Here is a 23,483-nt window from a genome sequence, read left to right as displayed (position 1 = left end):
TATTGGCTCCAAGACTCGGCTTGGAGCCTTTATTTTTAAGATTTCTCGACTTCTCTAATCACAGTTTCAACCGAGTAACGGCACCATTTTGAAAGTTTTTCGATAAATTCATTTAAGGCAGCGGGTTCAAAATGGCTGACAATCATATAGCAAGCATTACCCATGACTTTAAAACATTCATCGATTTGTTCGTATTGCTTCACTAAATTTTCAATTTCTTCAAATGCGCGTTGTTCATTTAAATGCAAATGAATAAATTGTTTATGCGAATATTGCACAGCAATGGTGTAGTTTTTGATAACACCAGCATCCATCAACTGAGCAATTCGAGCGCCCACCGCTTGCCCTGTCCGGTGCACGCGTTGCCCAATTTCTTTATTTGTCAGACGGGAATCTTGTTTAAGCAATGCAATAATTTTTAGATCAATCGGGTCTAATTCAATATTCATTTTTCATGGCGAAAGAAAACTGGCGATAATGCTTTCATCTGACTATAGCCGATTTTTCAAGCAGAGAATAATCTTGTTTTATCTCATATCAACAAGAGTGTTCTCATGAAACAAGCACTGTTAGTTATCGATGTTCAAAATGATTATTTTAAAAATGGCAAAATGGAATTAGTTGGGCCAGATCAAGCGCTCGATAAAATAAAGCAGCTTGAACAATATTTTAACGAGAAAAATTTACCAATCATTTATGTACAACATATTAACCCGCCACAAGCGAGTTTCTTTCAAGAAAATACAGATGGGGTTTTACTTCATCCTGAACTTAGTGCTGGCAGTAACTCATTAATCGTGACAAAGCATTATCCAAATAGTTTTTTAGAAACCAATTTAGATGAACTTTTAAAAGCACATCAAATTGAGCAACTTATTATTACAGGCATGATGACGCATATGTGTATTGATTCAGGTACACGTGCAGCCAAAGAACTTGGCTATCAACCTATCTTAATTGCAGATGCAACCGCAACTCGCGATTTAAGCCATGCTGGAAAAACTGTAAAAGCTGAAGACGTACAAACTGCTTTTTTAACTGCGCTGAGTACATTTGCAAATGTAGAAAATACTGCCGATTTTCTAGCGAAATCTTAAATAAGGCACAATAAAAAAAGCCCCAGATGGGGCTTTTTTTAAAATTAGTTTTGCTTATCAGGATAAACCGTTGTAATTAACTGATCTACCACTGCAGGCTCAGCCAAGGTTGAGGTATCACCTAAACTATCTAGCTCATTCGCTGCAATTTTTCTTAAAATACGGCGCATGATTTTACCGGAACGCGTTTTAGGTAACGCTGGTGCCCAGTGTAATGCATCTGGTGAGGCCACAGGCCCAAGCACTTTACGTACCCAATTAATTAATTCTTTACGCAGTTCTTCCGACTCTGGAACGCCCGCTTGCAAGGTCACAAAAGTACAAATACCCTGCCCTTTAATGTCATGCGGCATGCCTACCACAGCTGCTTCTGCTACTGATTCATGCGAAACAAGAGCACTTTCAATTTCAGCAGTACCTAAACGGTGGCCTGAAACGTTTAAGACATCATCAACACGGCCTGTGATCCAGTAATACCCATCTTCATCACGGCGAGCACCATCACCCGTAAAATAAGTATTTTTAAAGGTGGAGAAATACGCCTCAATAAAGCGGTCTGGATCACCCCAAATAGTACGCATCTGGCCCGGCCATGAATCTTTTATCACAAGATTACCTTCAACTGCACCTTCTAGCTCATTACCTTCACCATCCACAATGGCTGGCTGAACACCAAATAATGGGCGAGTTGCCGAACCCGGTTTTAACGCTGTTGCCCCCGGCAATGGCGCAATCAAAATACCACCTGTTTCAGTTTGCCACCATGTATCGACAATTGGACAGCGACCTTCACCCACGACATTGTAGTACCAGTTCCAAGCCTCAGGGTTAATTGGTTCACCAACCGAACCAAGTAAACGCAAACTGCTACGGTTACTTTCACGTACATACGAATCGCCTTCTCGCATCATGGCGCGAATCGCAGTTGGCGCTGTATATAAGATAGAAACTTTATGTTTATCGACCACATGACCAAGACGAGCCCATGTTGGATATTGAGGCACACCTTCAAACATTAAAGTCGTCGTACCATTTGCCAGCGGTCCATAAATTAGATAACTATGCCCTGTAATCCAGCCAATATCAGCTGTACACCAATACACATCATCTTGTTTTAAATCAAATACCTCTTTAAAGGTACTTGTCACATAGACTAAGTAACCGCCTGTCGTATGCAACACACCTTTCGGTTTACCTGTCGAGCCCGAGGTATAAAGAATAAATAATGGATCTTCTGCCTTCATTGGTTCTGGAGGACAGTCTGCATCCACTTCCATAATAATGAGGTGATACCACAAATCACGGCCCGGCTTCATTTCAATTGGGTTTGCATTACGGTAAACCACAATCACATTTTCAACACACTCAGTACCTGGCAATGCTAAGGCCAAATCAACGTTTTCTTTGAGTGGTAATAGTTTTCCGGCACGTAGACTTGAGTCTGCGGTAATCACCAGTTTAGCTTGGCTGTCTTCAATACGACTTGCCAAAGAATCTGGCGAGAACCCACCAAACACTACACAGTGAACAGCACCAATACGTGCACAGGCCAACATAGCAATTGCAGCCTCAGTCACCATCGGCATATAAAGCACAACGCGGTCACCCTTACCAATGCCATATTTCTTTAAAACGTTAGCAAAACGGCAGACTTCATCATGTAATTCTTTATAAGAGACAATTTTATGACGAGAAGGATGGTCACCCTCCCAAATAATCGCAGGTTTATGGGGATGTTCTTTAAGATGCCTGTCTAGGCAGTTTGCTGATACATTCAACTCACCATCAGCAAACCATTCAATTTTGAAATTGTCTTTGTCAAAACTGGTATTTTTAACTTGGGTAAATGGCTTTATCCAATCGACAATTTTAGCTTGCTCTGCCCAGAATTCATCCGGGTTCTCGATAGAGTGTTGATAACGTTTAAAGTAGTCTGCTTCAACAGTACGAGCTGTCTTTTTAAATTCCTCTGGTACTGGATAGATCTCATTCATACGCAACTTCCTTGATCTTGTGCATCCCATCTCGAGACTGTGGCTATTATTTTACTGGATCTTATTTGTATGCCTTTTCAGTATGATGACTCTTTCAAAGCCTAGACAATGCGACTTTGGTCATATATTAACCACTTACTCAAGCATACGAAATTATGAACATTTTTATAAAATTAAGTTGATTTAAAACATTTGTCTATAGCTTTTACTTTTATAATTTTTTCAATATTTGATGGTTTTGATCATCAACAAAGATTATTTTGTCTCTCATATGCAACCTAGGAATAAAATAATATGTTTGCCCAAACGACTTCCTCACGTCCACCACAACTCCCTTTAAAAGATAGCCCTTTTTCAATTCATGGCCGTTTTAACCGTATGAGTTATTTAGGTGGGTATGGACTGATTTATTTAGTCACAATCGTGGGCTATTTTATTTTGGCCTCACTTCTTGGAAGTTTTCAGCTTTCAAGTAATTTATTTAATTTTGAGTTTTATAGCTCTCTTTCTGGCCTCAGTGCTTTGGTGGTATGGGCTTTTTGGCTGTTCCTGATTTATTTAAATGTTGTTCTCGTCGTGCGACGTTTGCACGATCTAAATAAAAGTGGCTGGATGGGGTTGCTGTTATTCATTCCTATTGTTCAATTCTTTTTTATGATTTATTTACTGCTTGCCTCAGGTACAGCAGGTCCAAATCAATATGGTCCAGCTCGATCATCAACATTCATCGAAAAGTTAATGGCTTGGTTTATCTTATTCGCTATTTTAATTAGCCTTATTTCTACCGCAGGCTTTTTTTACTATTTCTCTGGTACCGATACTATAGAAACGCCGACACAAATCTTACAAAAAGGAACGGAATACTTTTAATTAAAAAACACTTTATTATTTAGATGAACTCATTATAGTAGGCGCACATTTTATCTCCTACTATAATGAAAGCCGATCATCGCTTTCATCATTTTTTAAATAGAGACTTGTCGTGGCTGATGAACAAAACTCCTTAACGGATGTTGCAAAAAATACAGGTGAACTTTTGCAAGAAGCAGGTACTAAAACCACTCAAACGGTTCTAGCGCATACCGAAAAGTATCATGATGCCTATACCACTATTGATAAAATCGTGGATAGCTTCTGGGAACGTGTACCTTATATTTGTATCGCGATTATCGTTTTTATTATTTTTTGGCTACTGACCAAATTATTTAAATTCTTTGTTCGTAAAACTTTAGAAAACCGCTCTTACACTCGTCAAAACCTAGTTTTGGTTCTAAATCGTGTAGGAAGTACGACCATTTTATTTTTTGGTTTCTTAATTGCATTAGTCATCATGGTTCCAGGGTTTACACCAGGACAACTCATGAGTGCACTTGGAATCGGTTCGGTTGCAATTGGTTTCGCATTTAAAGATATTTTCCAAAACTTGCTTTCAGGTATTTTGATTTTATTAAGTGAGCCATTCCGTATTGGTGACTCCATCGTGGTCAATTCACTTGAAGGAACTGTTGAAGATATTCAGATTCGTGCAACATTCTTACGCTCACCAGATGGTCGCCGTATCGTTATTCCAAATGCAACTGTTTATACAAGTGCATTAACTGTAAATACTGCCTATCAACAACGACGTTGTGAGTTTGTAGTCGGAATTGGTTATGATGACGACGAACAAAAAGCCAAACAGATTATTTTAGATATTCTTAATAATGACCGAAATGTACTGAGTCAGCCAGCCTTCTCGGTTAACGTTACAGCTTTAGCAGATTTCTCGGTTAACCTGACTGTCCGTTGGTGGGTGGATACCACTGAAACTGACATTTCGTCATCTACGAGCACTATTCAAGCTCAAGTCAAACAAGCGTTCAATGCAAATGGCATTAATATTCCTTACCCTATTCAGGAATTAAAAATGGCTGCAAATCAGCCACCGTTAAACCCTGAAGTATCAAGTAAAGAGACGACCTAAAATATAAGAAATAGACGTTTCAGTTCTTAAAATACGGTTGCCTAAGCTCACAGCTTGGCAGCCGTTTTTTGTGAGCAAATCAACTTCATACGGAATAAAGCCGCCTTCGGGTCCAACGACTACACTACAAGCATGTGGAATATTAACTGGCATGCTCTGCCCGGCATAAGGATGAGCCACATAAGCGGGACTTTCTTTTGAAATTAAGCTTGGTAGGATATCCTCAACAAAAGGTTTAAAGCGTTTATATAATTGAATTTCAGGAGCAATGGTGTCGCCTGCTTGCTCGAGACCTAAAGTCACATAGTTATCAAGTTGTTGTAAAAATGGAGTTTGCCAATAGCTTTTATCTACGCGGTAACTATGAATCAAACTAATTCTTTCAACACCTAAAGTCACACTGTCCATAATTAAACGGCGTAAAACTTTGGGCCTTGGTAACGCTACGATTAAATGTACTGGAAGCTTTGCAGGTACTGCTTCATCACGAATAGGCCTTATACAAACTTCTTGCTCATTCATCGAAACGATTTCAGTGGTATAACGTGCACCATTACGAATACCAACTTTTAGATTTTGGCCAACCGTAATATCAAGGTGTTCACGCAAATGCTGTAATTGGCGCTTTGAACGGATTGACCACAACTCTGACTGAACATCTTCAGATTCTAGTAAAACGATATTCATGATTTTTCGGCCAAATACCGGTTAATTACTCCAATATGTTTCTGTAATGAACCTTGATTACGCTGCAAAACTTTATGCGCCTGCTCAACCACCTGCTTTGCTTCTTCCGGCTCGGCTAAACAAGCCATCCAGATTGCTACAACTTGCTCGGCGTCTTGGGCAATCAGTACACCATTTTCATCAATAAATTCATCAACAATGGTTTGGAAATTAAAATAACGCGGTCCAATTACGGTCGGCACATTCAGAACCATAGGTTCTAAAATATTATGTCCCCCACCTGGTTCGTTAAGTGATCCACCAACAAAACAGACCTGACTTAAGGCATACCATAGCCAAAGCTCACCCATGCTATCAGCCAGATAAACTTGTGTACTCGTATGAATACTTTGATTCAAACTTCTACGATGAGTAATTAAATCTAGGTCTTGGCAAATTTCAAACACTTCATCGAAACGTTCAGGATGCCGAGGTACAACAATACAAACTAAATTTGGATCTGACTTTAGATAAGGTCCGAGCGCTTGCAAAATTTGTTGTTCTTCAGGTGCATGTGTACTGGCAATTGTTAAGATTTTACGTTGCCCCAAATACCATAGCTGGTGTAACTTTTCAGCTTGATTTATAAATACTTCTGGTGCGTGAATATCAAATTTAATATTTCCAACCACCTGACTTTTTTGTTGATCTAAGCCAAGTTCGATATAACGTTGCCGAGTAGCATTATCTTGTGCCAGCACCCAGTCAATTTGTTTCAGCATTTCCGCTGTTAGACCTGAAACGCGGCGATAACCTTTCGCTGATTTTTCTGATAACCGCGCATTTAATAATAAACAAGGTACATGCTGTAGCTTGGCTTGATCAATTAGATTTGGCCAAAGCTCAGTTTCAACCAATGCTAAAAGCTTTGGCTGGTACAACTCAAAGAATTGCTTTAAGAGGTGCTTTTGATCAACCGGCAAATAAACTGCTTGAAATAAATCTAAATAAGGTGATTTTAAAAATAACGATTTAGCACGCGCCTGCCCAGTCTTCGTTGTATTGGTAACTAATACGGCTTGACCAAGTTTAAGATAATGTTCAATTAAGGGCTGCGCTGCATTGGTTTCTCCGACCGAAACAGCATGAAACCAAATTGCTCTCAAATTTTTCGGAGATTCAAACGGCCCAAATCTTTCCAGACATTCCTGATTATATAATTCCTGGCTTTCTGCACGTTTTTTTATCCGCCATTGGTAAAAAGGTTTTAATAAATGGAGTGCGGTGTTATACCAAAAAGGGGTCGCCAAGCGGTTTGCCTCAAATAGTCAAAATTTAAAACTGGGGAAAATATAACATAGATAGAAAAAATGGCAGAGTTTCGATACCTAAACTCTACCATTACAAGAAAAGCGATTTACTGACTTAAGAAATGAAATAGTTCAGTAAATCGAAATCTCAAAGATATTATGACGCTTCCAGCGTTGGATAGTCTGTATAACCTTCAGCACCTTTAGCGTATAAAGTCGTTGGTTGAAGTTCATTTAATGGCAAGTCTTGTTCTAAGCGCTGTAAAAGATCTGGGTTAGCAATATATGCTTTACCAAAAGATACGGCATCTGCCTGACCTTCACGCAAGATACGTTTTGCTGATTCTGGTGTTAGGTTCTCATTGGCAATCCATACACCATTAAATTTTTCGCGAAGTTTAGGACTAATGCTGTCAGCAGCTTCATATTCACGAGAGAAAATGAAAGCAACATTACGTTGGTTAAGCTGTTCAACTACATAACCAAAAGTTGCTAATGGGTTTTCATCTCCCATATCGTGTGAATCACCACGCGGTGCAATATGAACACCTACTCGCCCAGCGCCCCACACTTCAATAAATGCATCAACGACTTCTAATAGTAAACGTGCACGGTTTTCAACAGGACCACCGTATTCGTCATCACGTTGGTTGGTATTACTTTGAAGGAACTGGTCAATTAAGTAACCGTTCGCTGCGTGTAATTCAACACCATCAAAACCTGCTGCTTTAGCCAGTTCTGCTGAATGTTTGTATTGAGCAATAACTTCTTGAATCTCTTCAATTGAAAGTGCACGCGGTGTTACATAAGGACGTTTAGGACGTAATAAACTCACTTCACCCGCAGGTTGAATTGCACTTGGTGCAACAGGAATATCACCGTCTAAAAGTTCAGGATGCGAAATACGGCCTACATGCCAAAGTTGAGCTACAATTTTTGAACCTTGAGCATGAACTGCCTCAATAATTTTATTCCAAGCTTGTGCCTGCTCTTGTGACCATAACCCTGGGGTGTCTGCATAACCCACAGTTTTTGAACCAATTACTGTTGCTTCAGTCAAAATTAGACCGGCATTTGCACGTTGTTGATAGTATTCAACCATTAAATCATTAGGCACTCGGCTTTCACCACTACGCGCACGCGTTAATGGAGCCATTACCAATCGATTTTTGATTTCAAAATCACCAACCGTTAAAGGAGTATTGAGTTCAGCCATAATCGCCTCGACTTACACTTTTAATAATTTAAAGTGTTTGTTTTAAATGTTCGATATATTGCTGAATCAAAGCTTCGTTACGTGAAAAATAAGACCATTGACCATATTTTTGGACCTGAATAAGCCCCGCCTGTTGTAACACAGACAAATGATTAGACATCGTAGACTGAGCTACTTTACCCAAACGTTCAATATGACCTGCACAAACACCCTTCTCAAAACTACCACCACATTCTTCCACCGGTAAATAATGTGCAGGTTCTTTTAACCATTGCAAAATTTGCCGACGTAGAGGGTTGGAAAGGGCTTTGCTAATTGCATCAATATCCATAGGCTCAACACGTCTTTTAAACGAACAAAGCTTTGTTCAGCATTTCGAAAACATAATATCGCATTTTTTCGATATTCATATCTATTTTTTTCGATATTCATATCGCATTTTTTCGATTAACATTCGAAGGCTGAACTGCTTTGCCGTTTTAATCGCTAAAAATCCAAGAGTTCTACATATTCATAGATGAACTGTATTTAAACTAAAAGTTCAGCAGACTCTTATAAACCTTGTTTTAAACTCGCTTCGATAAAACGATCAAGGTCACCATCAAGAACAGCACCTGTATTAGAGTTTTCAACACCCGTACGTAAGTCTTTAATACGCGAATCATCTAATACATATGAACGAATTTGGCTTCCCCAACCAATATCAGACTTAGAGTCTTCTAGAGCTTGCGCTGCTTCATTACGTTTTTGCATTTCCAATTCGTACAAACGTGCACGTAACTGTTTCCATGCGTGGTCACGGTTAGCATGTTGCGAACGCTGGTTCTGACACGCTACTACAATACCTGTTGGGATGTGAGTCAAACGCACAGCCGAGTCGGTCTTGTTAATATGCTGACCACCAGCACCAGATGCACGGTAAGTATCAGTACGAACATCAGAAGGGTTAATATCAATTTCAATATTGTCATCAACCTCTGGTGAAATAAATACCGCAGAGAATGAAGTGTGACGGCGGTTGCCACTGTCAAATGGTGATTTACGAACTAAACGGTGTACACCTGACTCTGTGCGTAACCAACCGTAGGCATATTCACCTTCAACACGAATCGTTGCTGATTTAATACCTGCTACGTCACCGTCAGACACTTCCATAAGTTCTGCTTTAAAACCATGACGTTCAATCCAGCGCATATACATACGTAAAAGCATAGACGCCCAATCTTGTGCTTCTGTACCACCTGAACCTGATTGAATCTCTACATAGCAAGGATTCGGGTCCATTGGGTTACTAAACATACGACGGAATTCAAGTTTAGCCAGTTCATCTTCGGCAGCCCCAAGCTCAGACTGAACATCTTCAAGCAGGCTTTCATCGTCGGCTTCTACAGCCAAATCTAACATCGCTTTTGCATCTTCAAGCTGTGTAGACAAACCGTCCAATACATTAATAACGTTTTCTAGTTCGCCCTTTTCTTTCGCCATCGCCTGAGCACGGCTTTGATCATTCCAGATCGCAGGATCTTCTAACTCACGTAAAACTTCTTCTAAACGTTCTTTTTTCAGATCGTAGTCAAAGATACCCCCGTAGTGTTTGGCTACGATCAGTTAAGTCTTTCAATTGGTTTAGATAAGGATTAATTTCCACGCGAGTGTTCCCATAAGAGCAGATAAACAGTCAATTATTTTAGCATAGCTGCGGTTATCTACGAACCCGCTTTGTATTTCTCATCATATTTCATCAATTTAATTTATAAATTTTCTTCAGTTCAATTTAAGATTAATTGGTAACATCCTCATACAAAATTGGGTACTTTTACAGCATTTTTTATGATCTACACAAAATATCCTCAATTTTAATAAAATAAAACATTATGTTTTTATGCTTTAAAATCAATTTGTTAAATTAAATAGCTTTACATAAATAGCACACGGTTACACTACGGTTACTTGCGCAAGATTGACGACCAAGCTTTTTCGTCTAGACTAAAAGTTGTAACAAAACATTTATAAAATCGCTTTTTAGAGGGGAGAGATTCCATGAAAAAACTAGCAATTGCATCAGCTCTTTTATCTGCACTCGCAGTGAGTGGCGCAGCAAACGCTTACCAAGCTGAAGTTGGTGGTTCTTACAATTATCTTGATCCAGACAACGGTAGCAGCGTAAGTAAATTCGGTGTTGACGGGACTTATTACTTTAATCCTGTGCAAACTCGTAACGCTCCACTTGCTGAAGCAGCTTTCTTAAGCCGTGCAAGTAACGTTAACGCCCTTATCAACTATGGCGATAACAGCGGTACAAAAGATACTCAATATGGCGTAGGTGTTGAATACTATGTTCCTAACTCAGATTTCTACCTTAGCGGTGATGTAGGTCGAAATGAGCGTGAAGTCGACAACACCAATATTGACAGCAAAGTAACTACTTATGCAGCTGAAGTAGGTTATTTACCAGCTCCAGGTTTATTACTTGCTCTAGGTGTTAAAGGCTACGACGAAAAAGACGGTAAAGACGGCGCTGATCCAACAGTTCGTGCTAAATACGTAACTCAAGTAGGTCAACATGACGTAAACCTTGAAGCATTCGGTGCATTTGGTGACCTAGACGAATATAAAGTTCGTGGTGACTACTACATCGATAAAACTTTAAGTCTTGGTGTGGATTACTACAACAATGACTTAACTGATAAAGATGAATTTGGTATTAATGCTAAAAAATTCTTAAATCAACAAGTAAGTCTTGAAGGTCGTATTGGTTTCGGTGATAACGACAACACTTATGGTGTTCGTGCAGGCTACCGCTTCTAATCAAGCCTAAAGTCATAAAAAAATCCGCTCAATTGAGCGGATTTTTTTATTGGTTTAAATGTACGATACGTAATTGTAAATTCACATTGCCATTAAATGCGTTACGATCTATTTCATAGACCAAATGTACATGATCACGCATTGGGTCAAATTCAAAACGGCCTGCTGCATTAAAAGCAATTGCATCAAAACTGTATTGGTCGAGTGCTAATTTAAGCTTCAAATGCGTTTCTTTAAGCCAGCGATAATCAATAACTTTAAAATGCCCCTCAAACTGAGGGAAAGGGAATTTTTGTCCCCATGGACCAAGCTGTTCTATCCAATCTAATGTATTTAGTTGCAAAGCCGAAGCTGGTAATTCCCCATCCGTCCATAGCGTTGCTTGAAACAAAGATTCTTCCATTGCTGCAATGCAATTGGTAAATGCTGTTTTAAAAGCTTCGAAGTTTTCTTTACGTATAGTTAAACCTGCTGCTGCTGCATGCCCACCAAAATGGCTCACCAATTCTGGATGTTGTTCAGCAACCTGTTCAATCGTATCTCGAATATGCACGCCATCAATTGAACGTGCTGATCCTTTTATATGAATACCATCTTCATCAGGTGCAAACACAATAGTGGGACGATGAAACTGTTCTTTTAAACGCCCTGCTACAATTCCAATCACGCCTTGATGCCAGTTTTCTTCAAAGAGCACAAGAGAAGAAGGAATGTCTTCTTTTGAGAGCTGCAAGGTATCTAAAGCAAATAAAGCTTGTTGCTTCATCTCCCCTTCGATTTGACGGCGCTCTATATTTAATTGATTTAATTGTCTCGCGATCGGATACGCAGATTCCATTGTGTCAGCTAATAAACACTCAATGCCTATACGCATGCTCTCCATGCGTCCAGCAGCGTTAATACGCGGACCTAAAACAAAACCTAAATCTTGTGCACGCAAAGATGAAGCCTCACGGCCAGCAATATCTAGCAACGCCAATATTCCGACTCGGCATTGATGTTGTTGAATACGTTTTACACCTGCATCAACCAAAATACGGTTGTTATAATCTAGAACAGCAACATCCGCATACGTTCCCAAAGCAACCAAGTCTAGATATTGAGTGACTTTACTTGTACTTTTGTTTTGCTTGTTACGTAAACTTGCTAAATTGGCCAGCACATAAAATGCAACTCCAACACCTGCAAGCGCCTTACTTGGGAACTCACAACCTAACTGATTTGGGTTTACAACTGCTTCTGCAAGTGGTGTTTCTTTGGTCGTTAAATGATGATCTGTAATAACCACTTGCATGCCCAGTGCATGTGCCGCTTCAACACCAGCATGGCTGGAAATCCCATTATCGACAGTAATTAATAAATCGGGTTGATAAGTTTGATGTGCAAGCTCTGCAATTGCAGGGGTAAGTCCATAACCGTATTTAAATCGGTCTGGAACCAAATAGTCGACTTGTGCTCCCATATCGCGAAGCACCAATACCATTAAAGCTGTACTGGTTGCTCCATCGGCATCGTAGTCACCGACAATAACAATTTTTTTCTGCTCATCAATAGCTTGATCTATTAATGCCACAGCTATCTCTAATCCCTTGAGCTGTGGAGCTAATAAATTCTTAAGCTTTAACTCTAATTCCTGTTCAGATTGTACCCCACGCCTTGCCAAAATTTCGGCAATAAACGAAGGCACGCCCTGAAATTGTTCAGGGCGTGTCAATAAAGGTCTTTGTTTGATTTGTATTTTTGTCATTTAAGGCATCAGTCGGTGCAGCATCCATTGACCGTCGATTTTTTCATAACTCAAGCGGTCATGTAAACGATTTGGTCGCCCTTGCCAAAATTCATAATAATCTGGCTGCAGACGATAGCCTCCCCAGAACTCTGGCTTATCAAGCACTTCACGGCTTGTAACTTGCTGTTGTAACTCTTGAAAACGTTTCTGTAACAGCTCGCGACTTTCAATCTTACCACTTTGCGGAGTACTGATATGCGCTGCAATCTGGCTATCACGTGGTCGTTTACGATAGTAATCTGTAGATTCTTGCTCAGCAATTTTGACTACATGACCACCAACTCGTACCTGACGCTCTAGACTTGGCCAGTAAAATAATAATTCGGCATATGGATTTTCTGCCAAATCGATACCTTTTTGACTGTCGTAATTAGTATAAAAATCATACCCTGCTTCTGTGGCCCCACGTAACAAAACGGTTCGAACATGAGGTCTGCCATTCGCACTTGCTGTCGCTAATGACATTGCATAGGGTTCATGCAAATTGGCTGCTAGAGCATGGTTAAACCAACCAAGAAACTGAAGATGAGGGTTAGATTCAACCTGTCCCTCATGCAATTCTCCTTGCTCGTAGCTTAAGCGTAATTCACTTAAATCTTTAATGACATCACTCATGTCATGCACCTTATGCGACTTGTGCTTGTGAACGAACTGAATCTGCTAAATGCTGAGCTAAAGCATTCACTTCTTGCTCATCATCACCTTCGACCATAACTCGAATCACAGGTTCTGTTCCTGACTTACGAATCAAGATTCGTCCACGTCCTTTGAGCTGTGCTTCTGCTTTATCAAACTCGGCAACCAATGCAGGAATAGAATACGGATCAAGCATTTGTTCTAAACGTACATTCACAAGAATTTGTGGGAATAATTTAAAATCTTGAACCAATTCATGAAGAGCTTTATTTTGCTCGACCATCACGGTTAAAACTTGAAGGGCTGCAATAATCGCATCACCTGTCGTACTCTTGTCTAAAGTTAAAATATGGCCAGATGGTTCCCCACCAGTAACCCAACCATTTTCTTCTAAAGCTTGTAATACATATCGGTCGCCAACCTTAGCCCGAACAAAACCAACATTCGCTTTTTCAAGTGCAACTTCGAGTGCCATGTTACTCATGACAGTACCGACTACGCCTGCTGGCTTATTTTGAGCCTGAGTCGCTAAAATATATAAAATATGGTCGCCATCAATTAAGTTACCAAACTTATCAACCATTACGACACGGTCAGCATCACCATCAAAGGCAATCCCTAAATCTGCTTGGTGCTCAACGACAGCTTTTTGTAGGTTTTCAGGATGTGTTGAACCACAACCTTCATTAATATTTAAACCATCTGGCTCATTATATAAAGCAACAATTTTTGCCCCTAACTCACGGAAAACCGAAGGACCAACGCTATATGCTGCACCATGAGCACAGTCCAATACGATCTTTAAATTATTTAAGTCAAAGTGGTAAGGGAAAGTAGATTTACAAAATTCGATATAGCGACCATTCGCATCATTTACACGGACACTTTTACCTAAGTTCGCAGTGTCTTCAATAAATAAATCTTTTTCTAATTCTTTATTAATTTCTTCCTGCAATGAATCTGGTAATTTTTTACCTTCGCTAGAGAAAAATTTAATACCATTATCAAAATATGGGTTATGTGACGCAGAAATCACGATACCTGCATGCGCATGTAAAGCACGAGTAAGGTGCGCAATTGCTGGGGTTGGTAATGGGCCAAGTAAATGAACATATACGCCAGCAGCGTTTAACCCCGCCTGCAAAGCAGACTCTAAAATATAACCAGATAAACGAGTGTCTTTTCCTAATACAACAAGTGGCTTATTTTTTGGACTCGTTCGTTTTAATACCTTCCCTGCAGCAAAACCGAGTTTTAAAGCAAACTCTGGAGTAATAGGCATTTGCCCAAATTTTCCACGAATACCATCCGTTCCAAAATAACTCATAGCTTATCTCATTTTTACGCCACTTCAGCCGTGGCTTACTTCATATATGGCAATTCCGCCATATTTCTTTTCGTCAGATTTACTTTACACCAAAAACAAAAAGCCGTCAGTGTAATGACGGCTTTCTTCATTGTTTTGGTTACGAAAATCTAACCAACACGATAGTTTGGAGCTTCTTTAGTAATCGTTACATCATGGACATGTGACTCAGACATACCAGCTGAAGTAATTTTCACAAATTTTGCATTTTGGCGAAGATCTTCAATCACAGCTGAACCTGTATAACCCATCGATGAACGTAAACCACCCATCATTTGATGAACGATATTACCCATTGGGCCTTTATATGGAACACGGCCTTCGATTCCTTCTGGTACTAACTTCTCTGCACCCGCTTTTGAATCTTGGAAATAACGGTCAGCAGAACCAGTTGCTCCCGCCATTGCACCTAATGAACCCATACCACGATATGCTTTGTAGTAACGACCTTGGAAAAACTCAACTTCGCCCGGCGCTTCTTCAGTACCTGCAAGTAATGAACCAACCATGATTGTGCTTGCACCCGCACCGATCGCTTTAGCCATATCGCCAGAGAAGCGGATACCACCATCTGCAATTAAAGGAATTTGATCTTTTAGTGCGCTAGCAACGCTATCAATCGCAGAAATTTGTGGCATACCAATACCTGCCACAATACGTGTTGTACAGATAGAACCAGGACCAATACCTACTTTTACAGCATCTGCACCTGCATCTAATAATGCTAATGCAGCATCACCAGTTGCAATGTTGCCACCAATCACTTGTACTTGAGGGAAGTTTTGTTTCACCCAACGTACACGTTCAATTACACCAGCAGAGTGACCATGTGCTGTATCAACAACAATTACGTCAACACCAGCTTCAACCAATGCTTCCACACGACTTGGTGTATCAGCACCTGTACCTACCGCAGCACCAACACGTAAACGACCAAGATCATCTTTACAACTGTTTGGATAGCTCTCAGCTTTGCGGAAGTCAGTTACTGTAATTAAGCCTTTAAGTTCATTGCTCTCACCAACGACCAAGACTTTTTCAATACGGTGTTTTTGCAATAATGCTTGAATATTTTCTTTAGACTCGCCTTCACGTACAGTTACTAAACGATCTTGGCCTGTCATGATGTTGCTAACAGGTTGTTCTAAATTGGTTTCAAAACGCGTATCACGGCCTGTCACAATACCAACAACCTTGCCGTCTTTAACAACAGGTACACCGCTAATGTTATTAGCGCTGGTAATTGCAATCAGTTCACGTACTGTAGTTTCAGGCGTTACAGTGATAGGATCTTTCACCATACCCGCTTCAAATTTTTTCACACGGCGTACTTCTGCAGCTTGAGCAGCAATATCCATGTTTTTGTGCAAAATCCCGATACCACCATTTTGTGACATCGCAATTGCCATACGTGACTCAGTCACTGTATCCATTGCAGCTGAAACTAATGGGATATTTAAATGAATGCCGCGAGTTAAACGTGTCTTTAAAGAGACATCTTTTGGGAGAACAGTAGAGTAGGCAGGAAGTAATAAGACATCATCGAAGGTTAGCGCTTCTTGAACGATGGTCAGCATAACAATCTCACTGGTAAATTCCGTGAGCTATTATAAACAAATTTCAATGCAATTTTCATATTATCTTTGCCTTTTTCAGCAATAGATATTTGCCTACTCTAAATATTTCCCACTTATTATTGTGTTAGCTCATATTTAACTCACCTGATCATAGTCATGATCATTCTCAGAATCGGCTGGATTAACACGAATAAGAGGAATAAGCTGGTGCGCCAAACGAGCTTTATTACACTGCTCATCTCCCACCTGCACTTCTCTACACGTAGAACTACGTATAGCATAAATAGAACACCCCACCTCTTTACCAATTTCACCTGTCAAAGCCTGACAACGTGGCTGAACCCGATTAGTTCCACGCATACAAGAATAAACAGGTGTTAAAGGTTCAACTAGATGTTCATCTATTAACTCGGCCTCAGCACAGTAAAATGAAACCCGAAAATGTGCACAACATGCCCCACAGCGTAGGCACTCATCAGGAGTCGCAACTTGAGATAACATTTTATTCAAATTCTCGTCATCAAAAATTTTTCTGCGACGAAAAATACTAAAAAAATTTCAAATTGGACTCAAGATATTGGACCTCATTTTTTAAGTTGGACAACTAAAAACTTGTTCTGTCATCAAGTCGACACCACAAGGTAAAACCTCAATCCAGTCTAAAAACTGATTAATCATTTCTTTGCCAATAAATGGACTGCCATGCTGAGGAACGATCATTTCAATATCCATTTGCCGCACCATGTTAACCCACAAACGGATAACCTTATTGGAACACATATAGCGTTGGTGAAAAGCCTTCATTTTCATGACGTGCGTATCAAAATCTTTTAAAGGCTGATTAGCATCTTCAACAATCGATGCCCCCATATCGCCAGAAAATAAAATTTTGGCAACTGGATCATAAAACTGAAAATTACCCACCGAATGTAAGAAGTGAGCTGGAACTACCACAAGCTTGGATTCTCCTAGAGTAATCACTTGGCCGCGGTCGGGTAATTCAATAAGACGGTCTTCCCAATTCCCTTTCATACGTTCACTCATAAATGAGGAATTTAGGTGTGGTAAAAAACGTGCCCATAATTTTGATGCAACGACTTTAGCATCGGTATAAACCAGCCAGCGTGGCATTGAGGTAATAATGTCCGGATCTTGATGCGAGGCCATCACATAGTCCAGATTTTTCAAACGTGTATATTTATTTAATTCCATCGTTAATGGAACATAGGTCAAATCGCCACCTGGATCGATTACAGCAGCACGTTCATGATCAATAATTAAAAATTGATTGGCTTGGATGCCTTCCCCTTTGACCAAACTGGTAAAACTAATACATTTATGTACGCCATTATCAAATAATATCTGTGATGTTGTTTTTTCAAACCCCATAAAATTCCCCAAAAAAAACTTTAAATATTAGATATTTTTATATCCATAATAAAATAATGGGATTCAACAACTCATGCAATGAATTACTTTATCTTTCTCATAATATTTTAAAATTGATTTTGATTTTCTTATTTTATAAATGAATCATAATGTTATTTAAAATTAACCCACAATAAATTAAAATAATTCTCATTATCAAATTTACTTTTTGTGCTGCTTAGGCCTCCCATGAATCAACTCTTCAGTTTTTCAACCTCAAAAACATTGTTAGCAGTTGCTATTTTTACTTCGATGACAGCAAGTCACGCTGAAGAAATAACAGAACAACAAAACTCAACCAGTGTTCTCCCCACTATTTCTGTTCAAGCGCAAAAAGAAAGCACTTCGCCTTACGTCGCAACGAAAGCAAACTCGGCCTTAAAATCAGACGCACCTTTATTTAAAACTGCTCAATCGGTTTCGGTAGTAACACGTGAACAGCTCGATCAGAAACAAGCAAAGACACTTACAGATGCACTTGAAGGCGTTGCAGGTGTTGGAGCTGGGAAACTTGGTCGTCGTGGTTGGGATGATTTCATTATTCGAGGACAAACTTCTTCTGATTCAGTTTACGTAGATGGTTTAAGAATTGGTCAAAGCTCTCCAACTCCATCTGTAGCAGCTGAAATATCAGGCATGGATCAGGTACAAGTTTTAAAAGGGCCTGCCTCTATTAATTTTGGTTTGGTTGCTCCAGGGGGTATGGTCAACTTAGTGACTAAACGCCCTCAAGCTGAAAGCTTTGCTCGGGCCACTATGACTTATGGCAGCTACAACCTTAAAGAAGGTACGTTCGATTTAAACTATAGTCCTAATAATAGTGAAAAAGGTGCTTTCCGTTTAAATGGTCGTATCTCGGATCAAGATGACCCAACAGATTATGTGTATTTTAAAAATTACTACATCTCCCCCTCTTATAACTTTGACTTAGGGGATAACACTGATCTCTCTGTCATCGCAAGCTATCAGCATCGCGAATACATTCGTCAACAAGGTTTACCTGTCATTGGTACATTAAAAGATAACCCTAACGGCGCTATAGACCGAAGTTTATATATTGGCGATCCTAATTTTGGTAAATATGAGGCAGATGTTTACCGTACAGGTTATACCTTCAAACACGCTTTTGATAACGGTTGGAACTTTAATCAGAACTTTGCCGTACAAAAAACTGAAATGGATGGTACTGCTGTCTTTGCTCGCACGGGTAACAACTTTTGGGCAAAAAACAAACAAGGTGAAATCGACTACACAACCATTAGCCGTAAAAATAATAGCCGCCACCAAATTATTGATAATTTAAGCTTTGCCATCGATAACCGTTTCAATAAACAGTTTGATTTATATGGTATGCAACACGACCTTAATATTGGCGTAGATGCTTTTCAGGAAAAAAGTGATTACACCAATGATAAATACGATATTGGCGATTTAAATATCTATGATCCCGTTTACGGACAAAATGTAAAATTGACTCAAAATGTTCGTGATATCAACCGTCTCAAATATTTAGGACTTTATTTACGTGATCGCATTCAGCTTAATGACCAATTACTTTTAAGCTTATCTGGTCGTCAAGACTGGGCGCAAACTCAAACTACAAGTTTGGTGACTGGCAATACGAGTAAACAAACAGATGAAGCATTCACAGGTAGTGCTTCTCTCATGTATACCCTTAATGACATTGTGGCTCCTTATGTCAGCTACGCTACTTCATTTACCCCAAATAGCGGTATTGATGTAAATAACAATCCGTTCAAACCTGAAGAAGGGAAACAGGTTGAAGTCGGAATGAAATTACAAAGCCCAGATCAACGAGTTCAAGGCGCTATCGCTTGGTATGACTTAAAACGTCAAAATGTTTTAGTCACTGATACTGCGAATAGTGGATATAAAGTACAACGTGGCGAGCAGTTAACTCGTGGTATCGAGACTGAGCTCAGCGCAGAAATTTTAGAAGGTTTGAAATTAACAGCTGCCTATACCTACACAATTGATGCTGAAATTAGTAAAGATGCAAACGCGAGCAATGTAGGAAAAGCACTCGACAATATTCCTGAGCATGCTTACAGTCTGTCGGCTCGTTATAAATTTGATCCTGCCTCAAAACTTGGTTGGTATGTCGGCGGTGGGTTCCGTGGTGAAACCTATAAAACTATGGATAAGCTAGATGTCCATATTCCAGGCTATACCGTATTTGATACAGAAGCTGGCTATGATGCAGGACATTGGGGTGCTCAACTAGCGATCCGTAATCTATTCGATAAAGATTACTATGCAGGTGCCTTAAATGAAAATATGGTGACTTTAGGTAACCCCCGCCAAATTAACTTTACTGTGAAATTTAACTATTAAAATTACCTATAAAAAAACGCACTCGAATTGAGTGCGTTTTTTTCGCAGCTTAAAATGCGTTAGAAAAAATAATGCTGTACTAAAGTAGAGATACCTACAATTAAGAAAATAGCAGCACCAATTTTATGAATAAGTGAGATAGATAAACGTTCAGCCAATTTATTACCAATAAATACAGCAGGTGCATTGGCAATCATCATCCCTAAGGTTGTACCTAACATCACCCAAAAAATGCTGTCATAACGTGCAGCTAAAGCAACTGTTGCAATTTGGGTTTTGTCACCAATTTCAGCTAAGAAAAATAAGATGAAGGTAGCACCAAAAACACCAAATTTTTGCCATCTGTTAATACTATCCGTTTCATCGTCTAACTTATCTGGAATAAGCATCCAGAAAGCCATACCAATGAAGCCAGCTGCAAGAACCCAGACTAAAATTTCGGGGCTCAGCACAGTTGTGATCCACTGTCCAAGTACAGCAGAAATACCATGATTAATTAGAGTAGCTAAAAGAATCGCAATAAGAATAGGGATTGGCTTACGGAAACGTGCAGACAGTAAAAGGGCCAATAATTGAGTTTTATCGCCCATTTCAGCGAGGGCAACAATTGAAGTAGAAATCAGAAATTCTTGCATGTCGTTTCTCTGGCTAGCATAAATGCCCATGACCTACCCCTCCTGCTAGCCAAATATCTGCAGAGTGGTAAATCAAAGGTCTTGCCAACTCGGAAACGATGAGACGTTTAAGCTATGATGACCATGTTCTGTTGAACAATTATGTTGATCATCACCTATTCATTCAGAAATGAATAGCGGCTACTCCCCAATGAAGTATGTGCTCATTATATTCGAGCAATTCTATTTTTCAAATAAAAAATTTTATCCATACCCAAACCAATAAGCGTCCTAAACCCAATAACAAAGCTAAACAAATGCTTAAGTTAATAAATCCAAAATTATTAATACCAGTTACGTGCTGTGATTGAAATTCAAACGGCAAAATAAGCATAGCCACAAATACTTCCAAACCCATTGCAACGTAGGTCATCCATTCCCAAGGAAAGTGTAAAATACTCACCCACAGCCCCATTAATAAAAATACAATTAATAGGATCGGCACCATGATTTTTAAAAATCCTACCATTTATTCTTTCTCCTTTACCTAATAACGAGAAATTTCTCCTCTCTCGACACTTCATTCTTCGTCTTTAGATTAACTTAAAACCAATTAAATTAAATATCAAAATAAAACCCCGCCGAAGCGAGGTTTTAATGATTCATTTAAAAATATTAGATTAATAAAGTACGAATATCTTTAAGAAGTTTCGTAAGCTTATTAGTAAAGCGAGCCGCATCTGCACCATTAATTACACGGTGGTCATAAGACAATGACAATGGCAACATTAAGCGTGGATCAAAGTCCTTACCATTCCAAACAGGCTGCATCGTTGCAGGTGAAATACCCAAAATCGCAACTTGCGGCCAGTTCACAAGTGGTGTAAATGCTGTACCACCTATTGCGCCCAAACTTGAAATAGTGAAATTCGCACCTTGCAAGTCTTTCGGTGTTAATTTCTTATCACGTGCTTTTTGACCTAACACACCCAATTCAACTGCAATTTGCTTAATTGATTTTTGGTCAGGATTACGTAGTACTGGTACTGTCAAACCATCAGGTGTTGCTACCGCAATACCCATATGGATTTCATTGCGCAAGAGCACTGATTTACCGTCATCAGATAGATGACCTGCGAATTCACGCTCTTCTTTCAACAAATACGCAACCGCTTTGATAATGAATGCCATAATCGTCAGGCTGATACCTTCTTTTTTGAAGTTGCCTTTTAGCTCATTGCGCCAATCTTCCAACTCAGTAATATCAGCCAAATCGAACTGGGTGACTTGCGGAATAAAGTTGTTCAATGACAATTGCGGAATTGATACTTGCTGCAAACGCGTCAGTACTTTTTCTTCCACGCCACCAAACGCTGTAAAGTCAGGAAGCTTTGGCAAACCTGAAACTGCTGGTGCAGCCGCAGCAACTGGTGCAGCTTGTGGCGCAGTTAAACGAGTCTTCACATACGCAAAGATATCTTCTTTAACAACACGGCCATGTTCACCAGAAGTCTTAACTTGAGATAAAACTACACCAAGCTCACGAGCAAGCTTACGCACAGCAGGGCCTGCATAAACTTTAGCGTTTTCGGCTTCTTGTTCTTTAGTTAATTTATCATTACCAGAAGAAGCTGGAGCAGATACTGCTTGAGTCGGAGCTGGTGCTGCCGCTTTAGGCGCTGCTGCCTGTGGAGCTGGGGCTGCTTCTGCTTTTGCCGCTGGTGCAGCAGCAGGTGCTTGACCTTCAGCTTCAATTGTTGCCAGCAATACGCCTTGTGAAACTTGTTGGCCTGCTTGCAAGTGAATTGCTTTCACAATACCCGCAACAGTACTTGGAACTTCCACAGTTGCTTTATCTGACTCAACCACAACAAGGCTTTGGTCTACATCAACTTTATCACCAACCTGAACCAAGATTTCAGCAACAACTGCTTTATCTACACCCAAATCAGGAACGTTAATATCAACTGGTCCAGATTGAGTAGCAGTCGATGCTACAGTTTCTTGTTGAGCTGGTGTAGCTGCTGCTGCCGGAGCTGCTGTTGTAGAAGCAGGTGCCTCAGCTGGTGCACTAGATGCAGATGTTGTTTTCACTTTAATGAGCACAACACCTTCTTTAACTGTATCGCCTTCTTTAACTTGAATGCTTTCTACAGTACCTGCAACACTGCTTGGTACTTCTACAGTTGCTTTGTCAGACTCAACCACAACGATGCTTTGTTCAACATCGATCTGTTCGCCAACTTTTACTAAAATTTCACCAACTAGTGCTTTTTCAACACCAATATCGGGAACTTGAACTTCAACCACTTGGCTAGTGGTTGCCGTTGCTGGTTGAGTAGCCGTTGAAGGTTGTTGTGTCGCTGCCGGTGCTGGTGTTTGTTCAACTGCTGGTGCAGCTTTTGGAGCTTCTTCTGCTTGAGCTACTGGTGTAGCACCAGCAGCTTCAAGTTCAAGCAATACCGTACCTTCAGTTACGCTATCACCTTCTTTGATTAAGATGCTTTTTACCACACCTGCTGAAGTGCTAGGCACTTCAACAGAGGCTTTATCTGACTCAAGCAAAACAAGGCTGTCATTTTCTGCAATGCTGTCGCCAACTTTTACTAAAATTTCAGCAACAACTGCTTTGTCTACACCAATATCAGGGGTCTTAATTTGCAT

Annotated in this window: 21 protein-coding genes and 1 riboswitch; of the genes, 5 read left to right on the top strand and 16 right to left on the bottom strand. The window is 39.9% G+C overall.

What is annotated here, in order from left to right; translation table 11 throughout:
* Window positions 1-35 precede the first annotated feature (35 nt).
* Window positions 36-449 (bottom strand): Lrp/AsnC family transcriptional regulator, encoded by a 414-nt coding sequence (locus tag KTJ10_RS11345; protein ID WP_005066843.1) that lies wholly within the window; start codon window positions 447-449, stop codon window positions 36-38.
* Window positions 450-554: 105 nt separating this feature from the next.
* Here KTJ10_RS11345 and KTJ10_RS11340 point away from each other — a divergent pair, with 105 nt between their 5' ends.
* Window positions 555-1,097, top strand: coding sequence for a cysteine hydrolase family protein (locus KTJ10_RS11340; RefSeq protein ID WP_262442041.1), 543 nt, complete (start codon window positions 555-557; stop codon window positions 1,095-1,097).
* A 44-nt stretch (window positions 1,098-1,141) separates the two neighbouring features.
* Here KTJ10_RS11340 and acs read toward each other — a convergent pair whose 3' ends face one another.
* A complete protein-coding gene (gene acs, locus KTJ10_RS11335) occupies window positions 1,142-3,091 on the bottom strand; it encodes an acetate--CoA ligase (RefSeq protein ID WP_170248022.1) in 1,950 nt (649 codons plus the stop codon).
* Window positions 3,092-3,385: 294 nt separating this feature from the next.
* On the opposite strand from acs, the gene KTJ10_RS11330 reads away from it, so the two are divergent.
* Complete coding sequence (locus KTJ10_RS11330) at window positions 3,386-3,961, top strand: DUF805 domain-containing protein (RefSeq protein WP_130119645.1); 576 nt, start codon at window positions 3,386-3,388, stop codon at window positions 3,959-3,961.
* A gap of 112 nt (window positions 3,962-4,073) precedes the next feature.
* Window positions 4,074-5,054 carry a mechanosensitive ion channel family protein gene (locus tag KTJ10_RS11325; protein ID WP_130119644.1) on the top strand — a complete coding sequence of 327 codons (981 nt, stop codon included), beginning with the start codon at window positions 4,074-4,076 and terminating at the stop codon, window positions 5,052-5,054.
* Here the strand turns inward: KTJ10_RS11325 and KTJ10_RS11320 are convergent.
* The 5 genes from KTJ10_RS11320 to prfB form a co-directional block, all read right to left on the bottom strand.
* The gene (locus KTJ10_RS11320; protein WP_262442040.1) at window positions 5,034-5,741 is read right to left on the bottom strand and encodes a 16S rRNA (uracil(1498)-N(3))-methyltransferase; all 708 of its coding nucleotides are present in this window, start codon (window positions 5,739-5,741) and stop codon (window positions 5,034-5,036) included. The two genes, KTJ10_RS11325 and KTJ10_RS11320, sit on opposite strands and share 21 nt — an antisense overlap.
* On the bottom strand, window positions 5,738-7,030 hold the full coding sequence (locus tag KTJ10_RS11315; RefSeq protein ID WP_262442039.1) for a 3-deoxy-D-manno-octulosonic acid transferase: 1,293 nt from the start codon (window positions 7,028-7,030) through the stop codon (window positions 5,738-5,740). Before KTJ10_RS11315 ends, KTJ10_RS11320 begins: the two co-directional genes overlap by 4 nt.
* Before the next feature lie 157 nt (window positions 7,031-7,187).
* Window positions 7,188-8,246 carry an alkene reductase gene (locus KTJ10_RS11310; RefSeq protein WP_057068976.1) on the bottom strand — a complete coding sequence of 353 codons (1,059 nt, stop codon included), beginning with the start codon at window positions 8,244-8,246 and terminating at the stop codon, window positions 7,188-7,190.
* Between the two features lie 28 nt (window positions 8,247-8,274).
* Complete coding sequence (locus KTJ10_RS11305; RefSeq protein WP_002121891.1) at window positions 8,275-8,577, bottom strand: ArsR/SmtB family transcription factor; 303 nt, start codon at window positions 8,575-8,577, stop codon at window positions 8,275-8,277.
* Window positions 8,578-8,798: 221 nt separating this feature from the next.
* A protein-coding gene (gene prfB / locus KTJ10_RS11300) for a peptide chain release factor 2 (protein ID WP_099475557.1) occupies window positions 8,799-9,894 on the bottom strand; the annotation gives its coding sequence in 2 pieces (ribosomal slippage) (window positions 8,799-9,821 and window positions 9,823-9,894; 1,095 coding nt in all).
* A 392-nt stretch (window positions 9,895-10,286) separates the two neighbouring features.
* Between prfB and KTJ10_RS11295 the strand changes: the two genes are divergently transcribed.
* Window positions 10,287-11,054 carry a putative porin gene (locus KTJ10_RS11295; RefSeq protein WP_060465084.1) on the top strand — a complete coding sequence of 256 codons (768 nt, stop codon included), beginning with the start codon at window positions 10,287-10,289 and terminating at the stop codon, window positions 11,052-11,054.
* Window positions 11,055-11,100: 46 nt separating this feature from the next.
* On the opposite strand, the gene recJ is transcribed toward KTJ10_RS11295, so the two are convergent.
* The 6 genes from recJ to KTJ10_RS11265 form a co-directional block, all read right to left on the bottom strand.
* Entirely contained in the window at window positions 11,101-12,801 is a 1,701-nt protein-coding gene (gene recJ / locus KTJ10_RS11290; RefSeq protein WP_262442038.1) for a single-stranded-DNA-specific exonuclease RecJ, read from the bottom strand.
* The gene (gene pdxH / locus KTJ10_RS11285; protein ID WP_262442037.1) at window positions 12,802-13,458 is read right to left on the bottom strand and encodes a pyridoxamine 5'-phosphate oxidase; all 657 of its coding nucleotides are present in this window, start codon (window positions 13,456-13,458) and stop codon (window positions 12,802-12,804) included. It abuts the gene before it with no gap.
* 10 nt (window positions 13,459-13,468) lie between these two features.
* Complete coding sequence (gene glmM / locus KTJ10_RS11280) at window positions 13,469-14,806, bottom strand: phosphoglucosamine mutase (protein WP_262442036.1); 1,338 nt, start codon at window positions 14,804-14,806, stop codon at window positions 13,469-13,471.
* A 149-nt stretch (window positions 14,807-14,955) separates the two neighbouring features.
* Window positions 14,956-16,422 carry an IMP dehydrogenase gene (gene guaB, locus KTJ10_RS11275; protein WP_002121951.1) on the bottom strand — a complete coding sequence of 489 codons (1,467 nt, stop codon included), beginning with the start codon at window positions 16,420-16,422 and terminating at the stop codon, window positions 14,956-14,958.
* Window positions 16,423-16,557: 135 nt separating this feature from the next.
* Window positions 16,558-16,923, bottom strand: a complete 366-nt coding sequence (locus KTJ10_RS11270; protein WP_199977141.1) for a YkgJ family cysteine cluster protein — start codon at window positions 16,921-16,923, stop codon at window positions 16,558-16,560.
* Window positions 16,924-17,013: 90 nt separating this feature from the next.
* Window positions 17,014-17,811 (bottom strand): MBL fold metallo-hydrolase, encoded by a 798-nt coding sequence (locus tag KTJ10_RS11265; RefSeq protein WP_161282666.1) that lies wholly within the window; start codon window positions 17,809-17,811, stop codon window positions 17,014-17,016.
* A gap of 228 nt (window positions 17,812-18,039) precedes the next feature.
* On the opposite strand from KTJ10_RS11265, the gene KTJ10_RS11260 reads away from it, so the two are divergent.
* The gene (locus KTJ10_RS11260) at window positions 18,040-20,205 is read left to right on the top strand and encodes a TonB-dependent siderophore receptor (protein ID WP_262442035.1); all 2,166 of its coding nucleotides are present in this window, start codon (window positions 18,040-18,042) and stop codon (window positions 20,203-20,205) included.
* Between the two features lie 59 nt (window positions 20,206-20,264).
* Here KTJ10_RS11260 and KTJ10_RS11255 read toward each other — a convergent pair whose 3' ends face one another.
* The 3 genes from KTJ10_RS11255 to KTJ10_RS11245 all read right to left on the bottom strand — a co-directional run bounded on the left by KTJ10_RS11255 (window position 20,265) and on the right by KTJ10_RS11245 (window position 23,483).
* Window positions 20,265-20,840: a TMEM165/GDT1 family protein gene (locus tag KTJ10_RS11255; RefSeq protein WP_005804434.1), complete on the bottom strand. Its 576-nt coding sequence runs from the start codon at window positions 20,838-20,840 to the stop codon at window positions 20,265-20,267.
* A gap of 15 nt (window positions 20,841-20,855) precedes the next feature.
* Window positions 20,856-21,041, bottom strand: a riboswitch (yybP-ykoY riboswitch).
* A 28-nt stretch (window positions 21,042-21,069) separates the two neighbouring features.
* Window positions 21,070-21,348 carry a hypothetical protein gene (locus tag KTJ10_RS11250; protein WP_262442034.1) on the bottom strand — a complete coding sequence of 93 codons (279 nt, stop codon included), beginning with the start codon at window positions 21,346-21,348 and terminating at the stop codon, window positions 21,070-21,072.
* Between the two features lie 146 nt (window positions 21,349-21,494).
* On the bottom strand, window positions 21,495-23,483 hold the full coding sequence (locus KTJ10_RS11245) for a 2-oxo acid dehydrogenase subunit E2 (RefSeq protein WP_262442033.1): 1,989 nt from the start codon (window positions 23,481-23,483) through the stop codon (window positions 21,495-21,497).

The organism is Acinetobacter sp. WU_MDCI_Abxc222, from assembly GCF_025514755.1.
GTDB classification, from domain to species: Bacteria; Pseudomonadota; Gammaproteobacteria; order Pseudomonadales; family Moraxellaceae; genus Acinetobacter; species Acinetobacter geminorum.
Note: the sequence above shows the minus strand (reverse complement) of the source record. Positions and strands in the feature narration are given on the sequence as shown.

Excerpts from the sequence above, each read along its gene's own strand:
- KTJ10_RS11345 (WP_005066843.1), bottom strand. The coding sequence starts at position 449 with ATGAATATTGAATTAGACCCGATTGATCTAAAAATTATTGCATTGCTT.
- KTJ10_RS11340 (WP_262442041.1), top strand. The coding sequence starts at position 555 with ATGAAACAAGCACTGTTAGTTATCGATGTTCAAAATGATTATTTTAAA.
- acs (WP_170248022.1), bottom strand. The coding sequence starts at position 3,091 with ATGAATGAGATCTATCCAGTACCAGAGGAATTTAAAAAGACAGCTCGT.
- KTJ10_RS11330 (WP_130119645.1), top strand. The coding sequence starts at position 3,386 with ATGTTTGCCCAAACGACTTCCTCACGTCCACCACAACTCCCTTTAAAA.
- KTJ10_RS11320 (WP_262442040.1), bottom strand. The coding sequence starts at position 5,741 with ATGAATATCGTTTTACTAGAATCTGAAGATGTTCAGTCAGAGTTGTGG.
- KTJ10_RS11310 (WP_057068976.1), bottom strand. The coding sequence starts at position 8,246 with ATGGCTGAACTCAATACTCCTTTAACGGTTGGTGATTTTGAAATCAAA.
- KTJ10_RS11305 (WP_002121891.1), bottom strand. The coding sequence starts at position 8,577 with ATGGATATTGATGCAATTAGCAAAGCCCTTTCCAACCCTCTACGTCGG.
- KTJ10_RS11295 (WP_060465084.1), top strand. The coding sequence starts at position 10,287 with ATGAAAAAACTAGCAATTGCATCAGCTCTTTTATCTGCACTCGCAGTG.
- recJ (WP_262442038.1), bottom strand. The coding sequence starts at position 12,801 with ATGACAAAAATACAAATCAAACAAAGACCTTTATTGACACGCCCTGAA.
- pdxH (WP_262442037.1), bottom strand. The coding sequence starts at position 13,458 with ATGAGTGATGTCATTAAAGATTTAAGTGAATTACGCTTAAGCTACGAG.
- glmM (WP_262442036.1), bottom strand. The coding sequence starts at position 14,806 with ATGAGTTATTTTGGAACGGATGGTATTCGTGGAAAATTTGGGCAAATG.
- guaB (WP_002121951.1), bottom strand. The coding sequence starts at position 16,422 with ATGCTGACCATCGTTCAAGAAGCGCTAACCTTCGATGATGTCTTATTA.
- KTJ10_RS11270 (WP_199977141.1), bottom strand. The coding sequence starts at position 16,923 with ATGTTATCTCAAGTTGCGACTCCTGATGAGTGCCTACGCTGTGGGGCA.
- KTJ10_RS11265 (WP_161282666.1), bottom strand. The coding sequence starts at position 17,811 with ATGGGGTTTGAAAAAACAACATCACAGATATTATTTGATAATGGCGTA.
- KTJ10_RS11260 (WP_262442035.1), top strand. The coding sequence starts at position 18,040 with ATGAATCAACTCTTCAGTTTTTCAACCTCAAAAACATTGTTAGCAGTT.
- KTJ10_RS11255 (WP_005804434.1), bottom strand. The coding sequence starts at position 20,840 with ATGCAAGAATTTCTGATTTCTACTTCAATTGTTGCCCTCGCTGAAATG.
- KTJ10_RS11250 (WP_262442034.1), bottom strand. The coding sequence starts at position 21,348 with ATGGTAGGATTTTTAAAAATCATGGTGCCGATCCTATTAATTGTATTT.
- KTJ10_RS11245 (WP_262442033.1), bottom strand. The coding sequence starts at position 23,483 with ATGCAAATTAAGACCCCTGATATTGGTGTAGACAAAGCAGTTGTTGCT.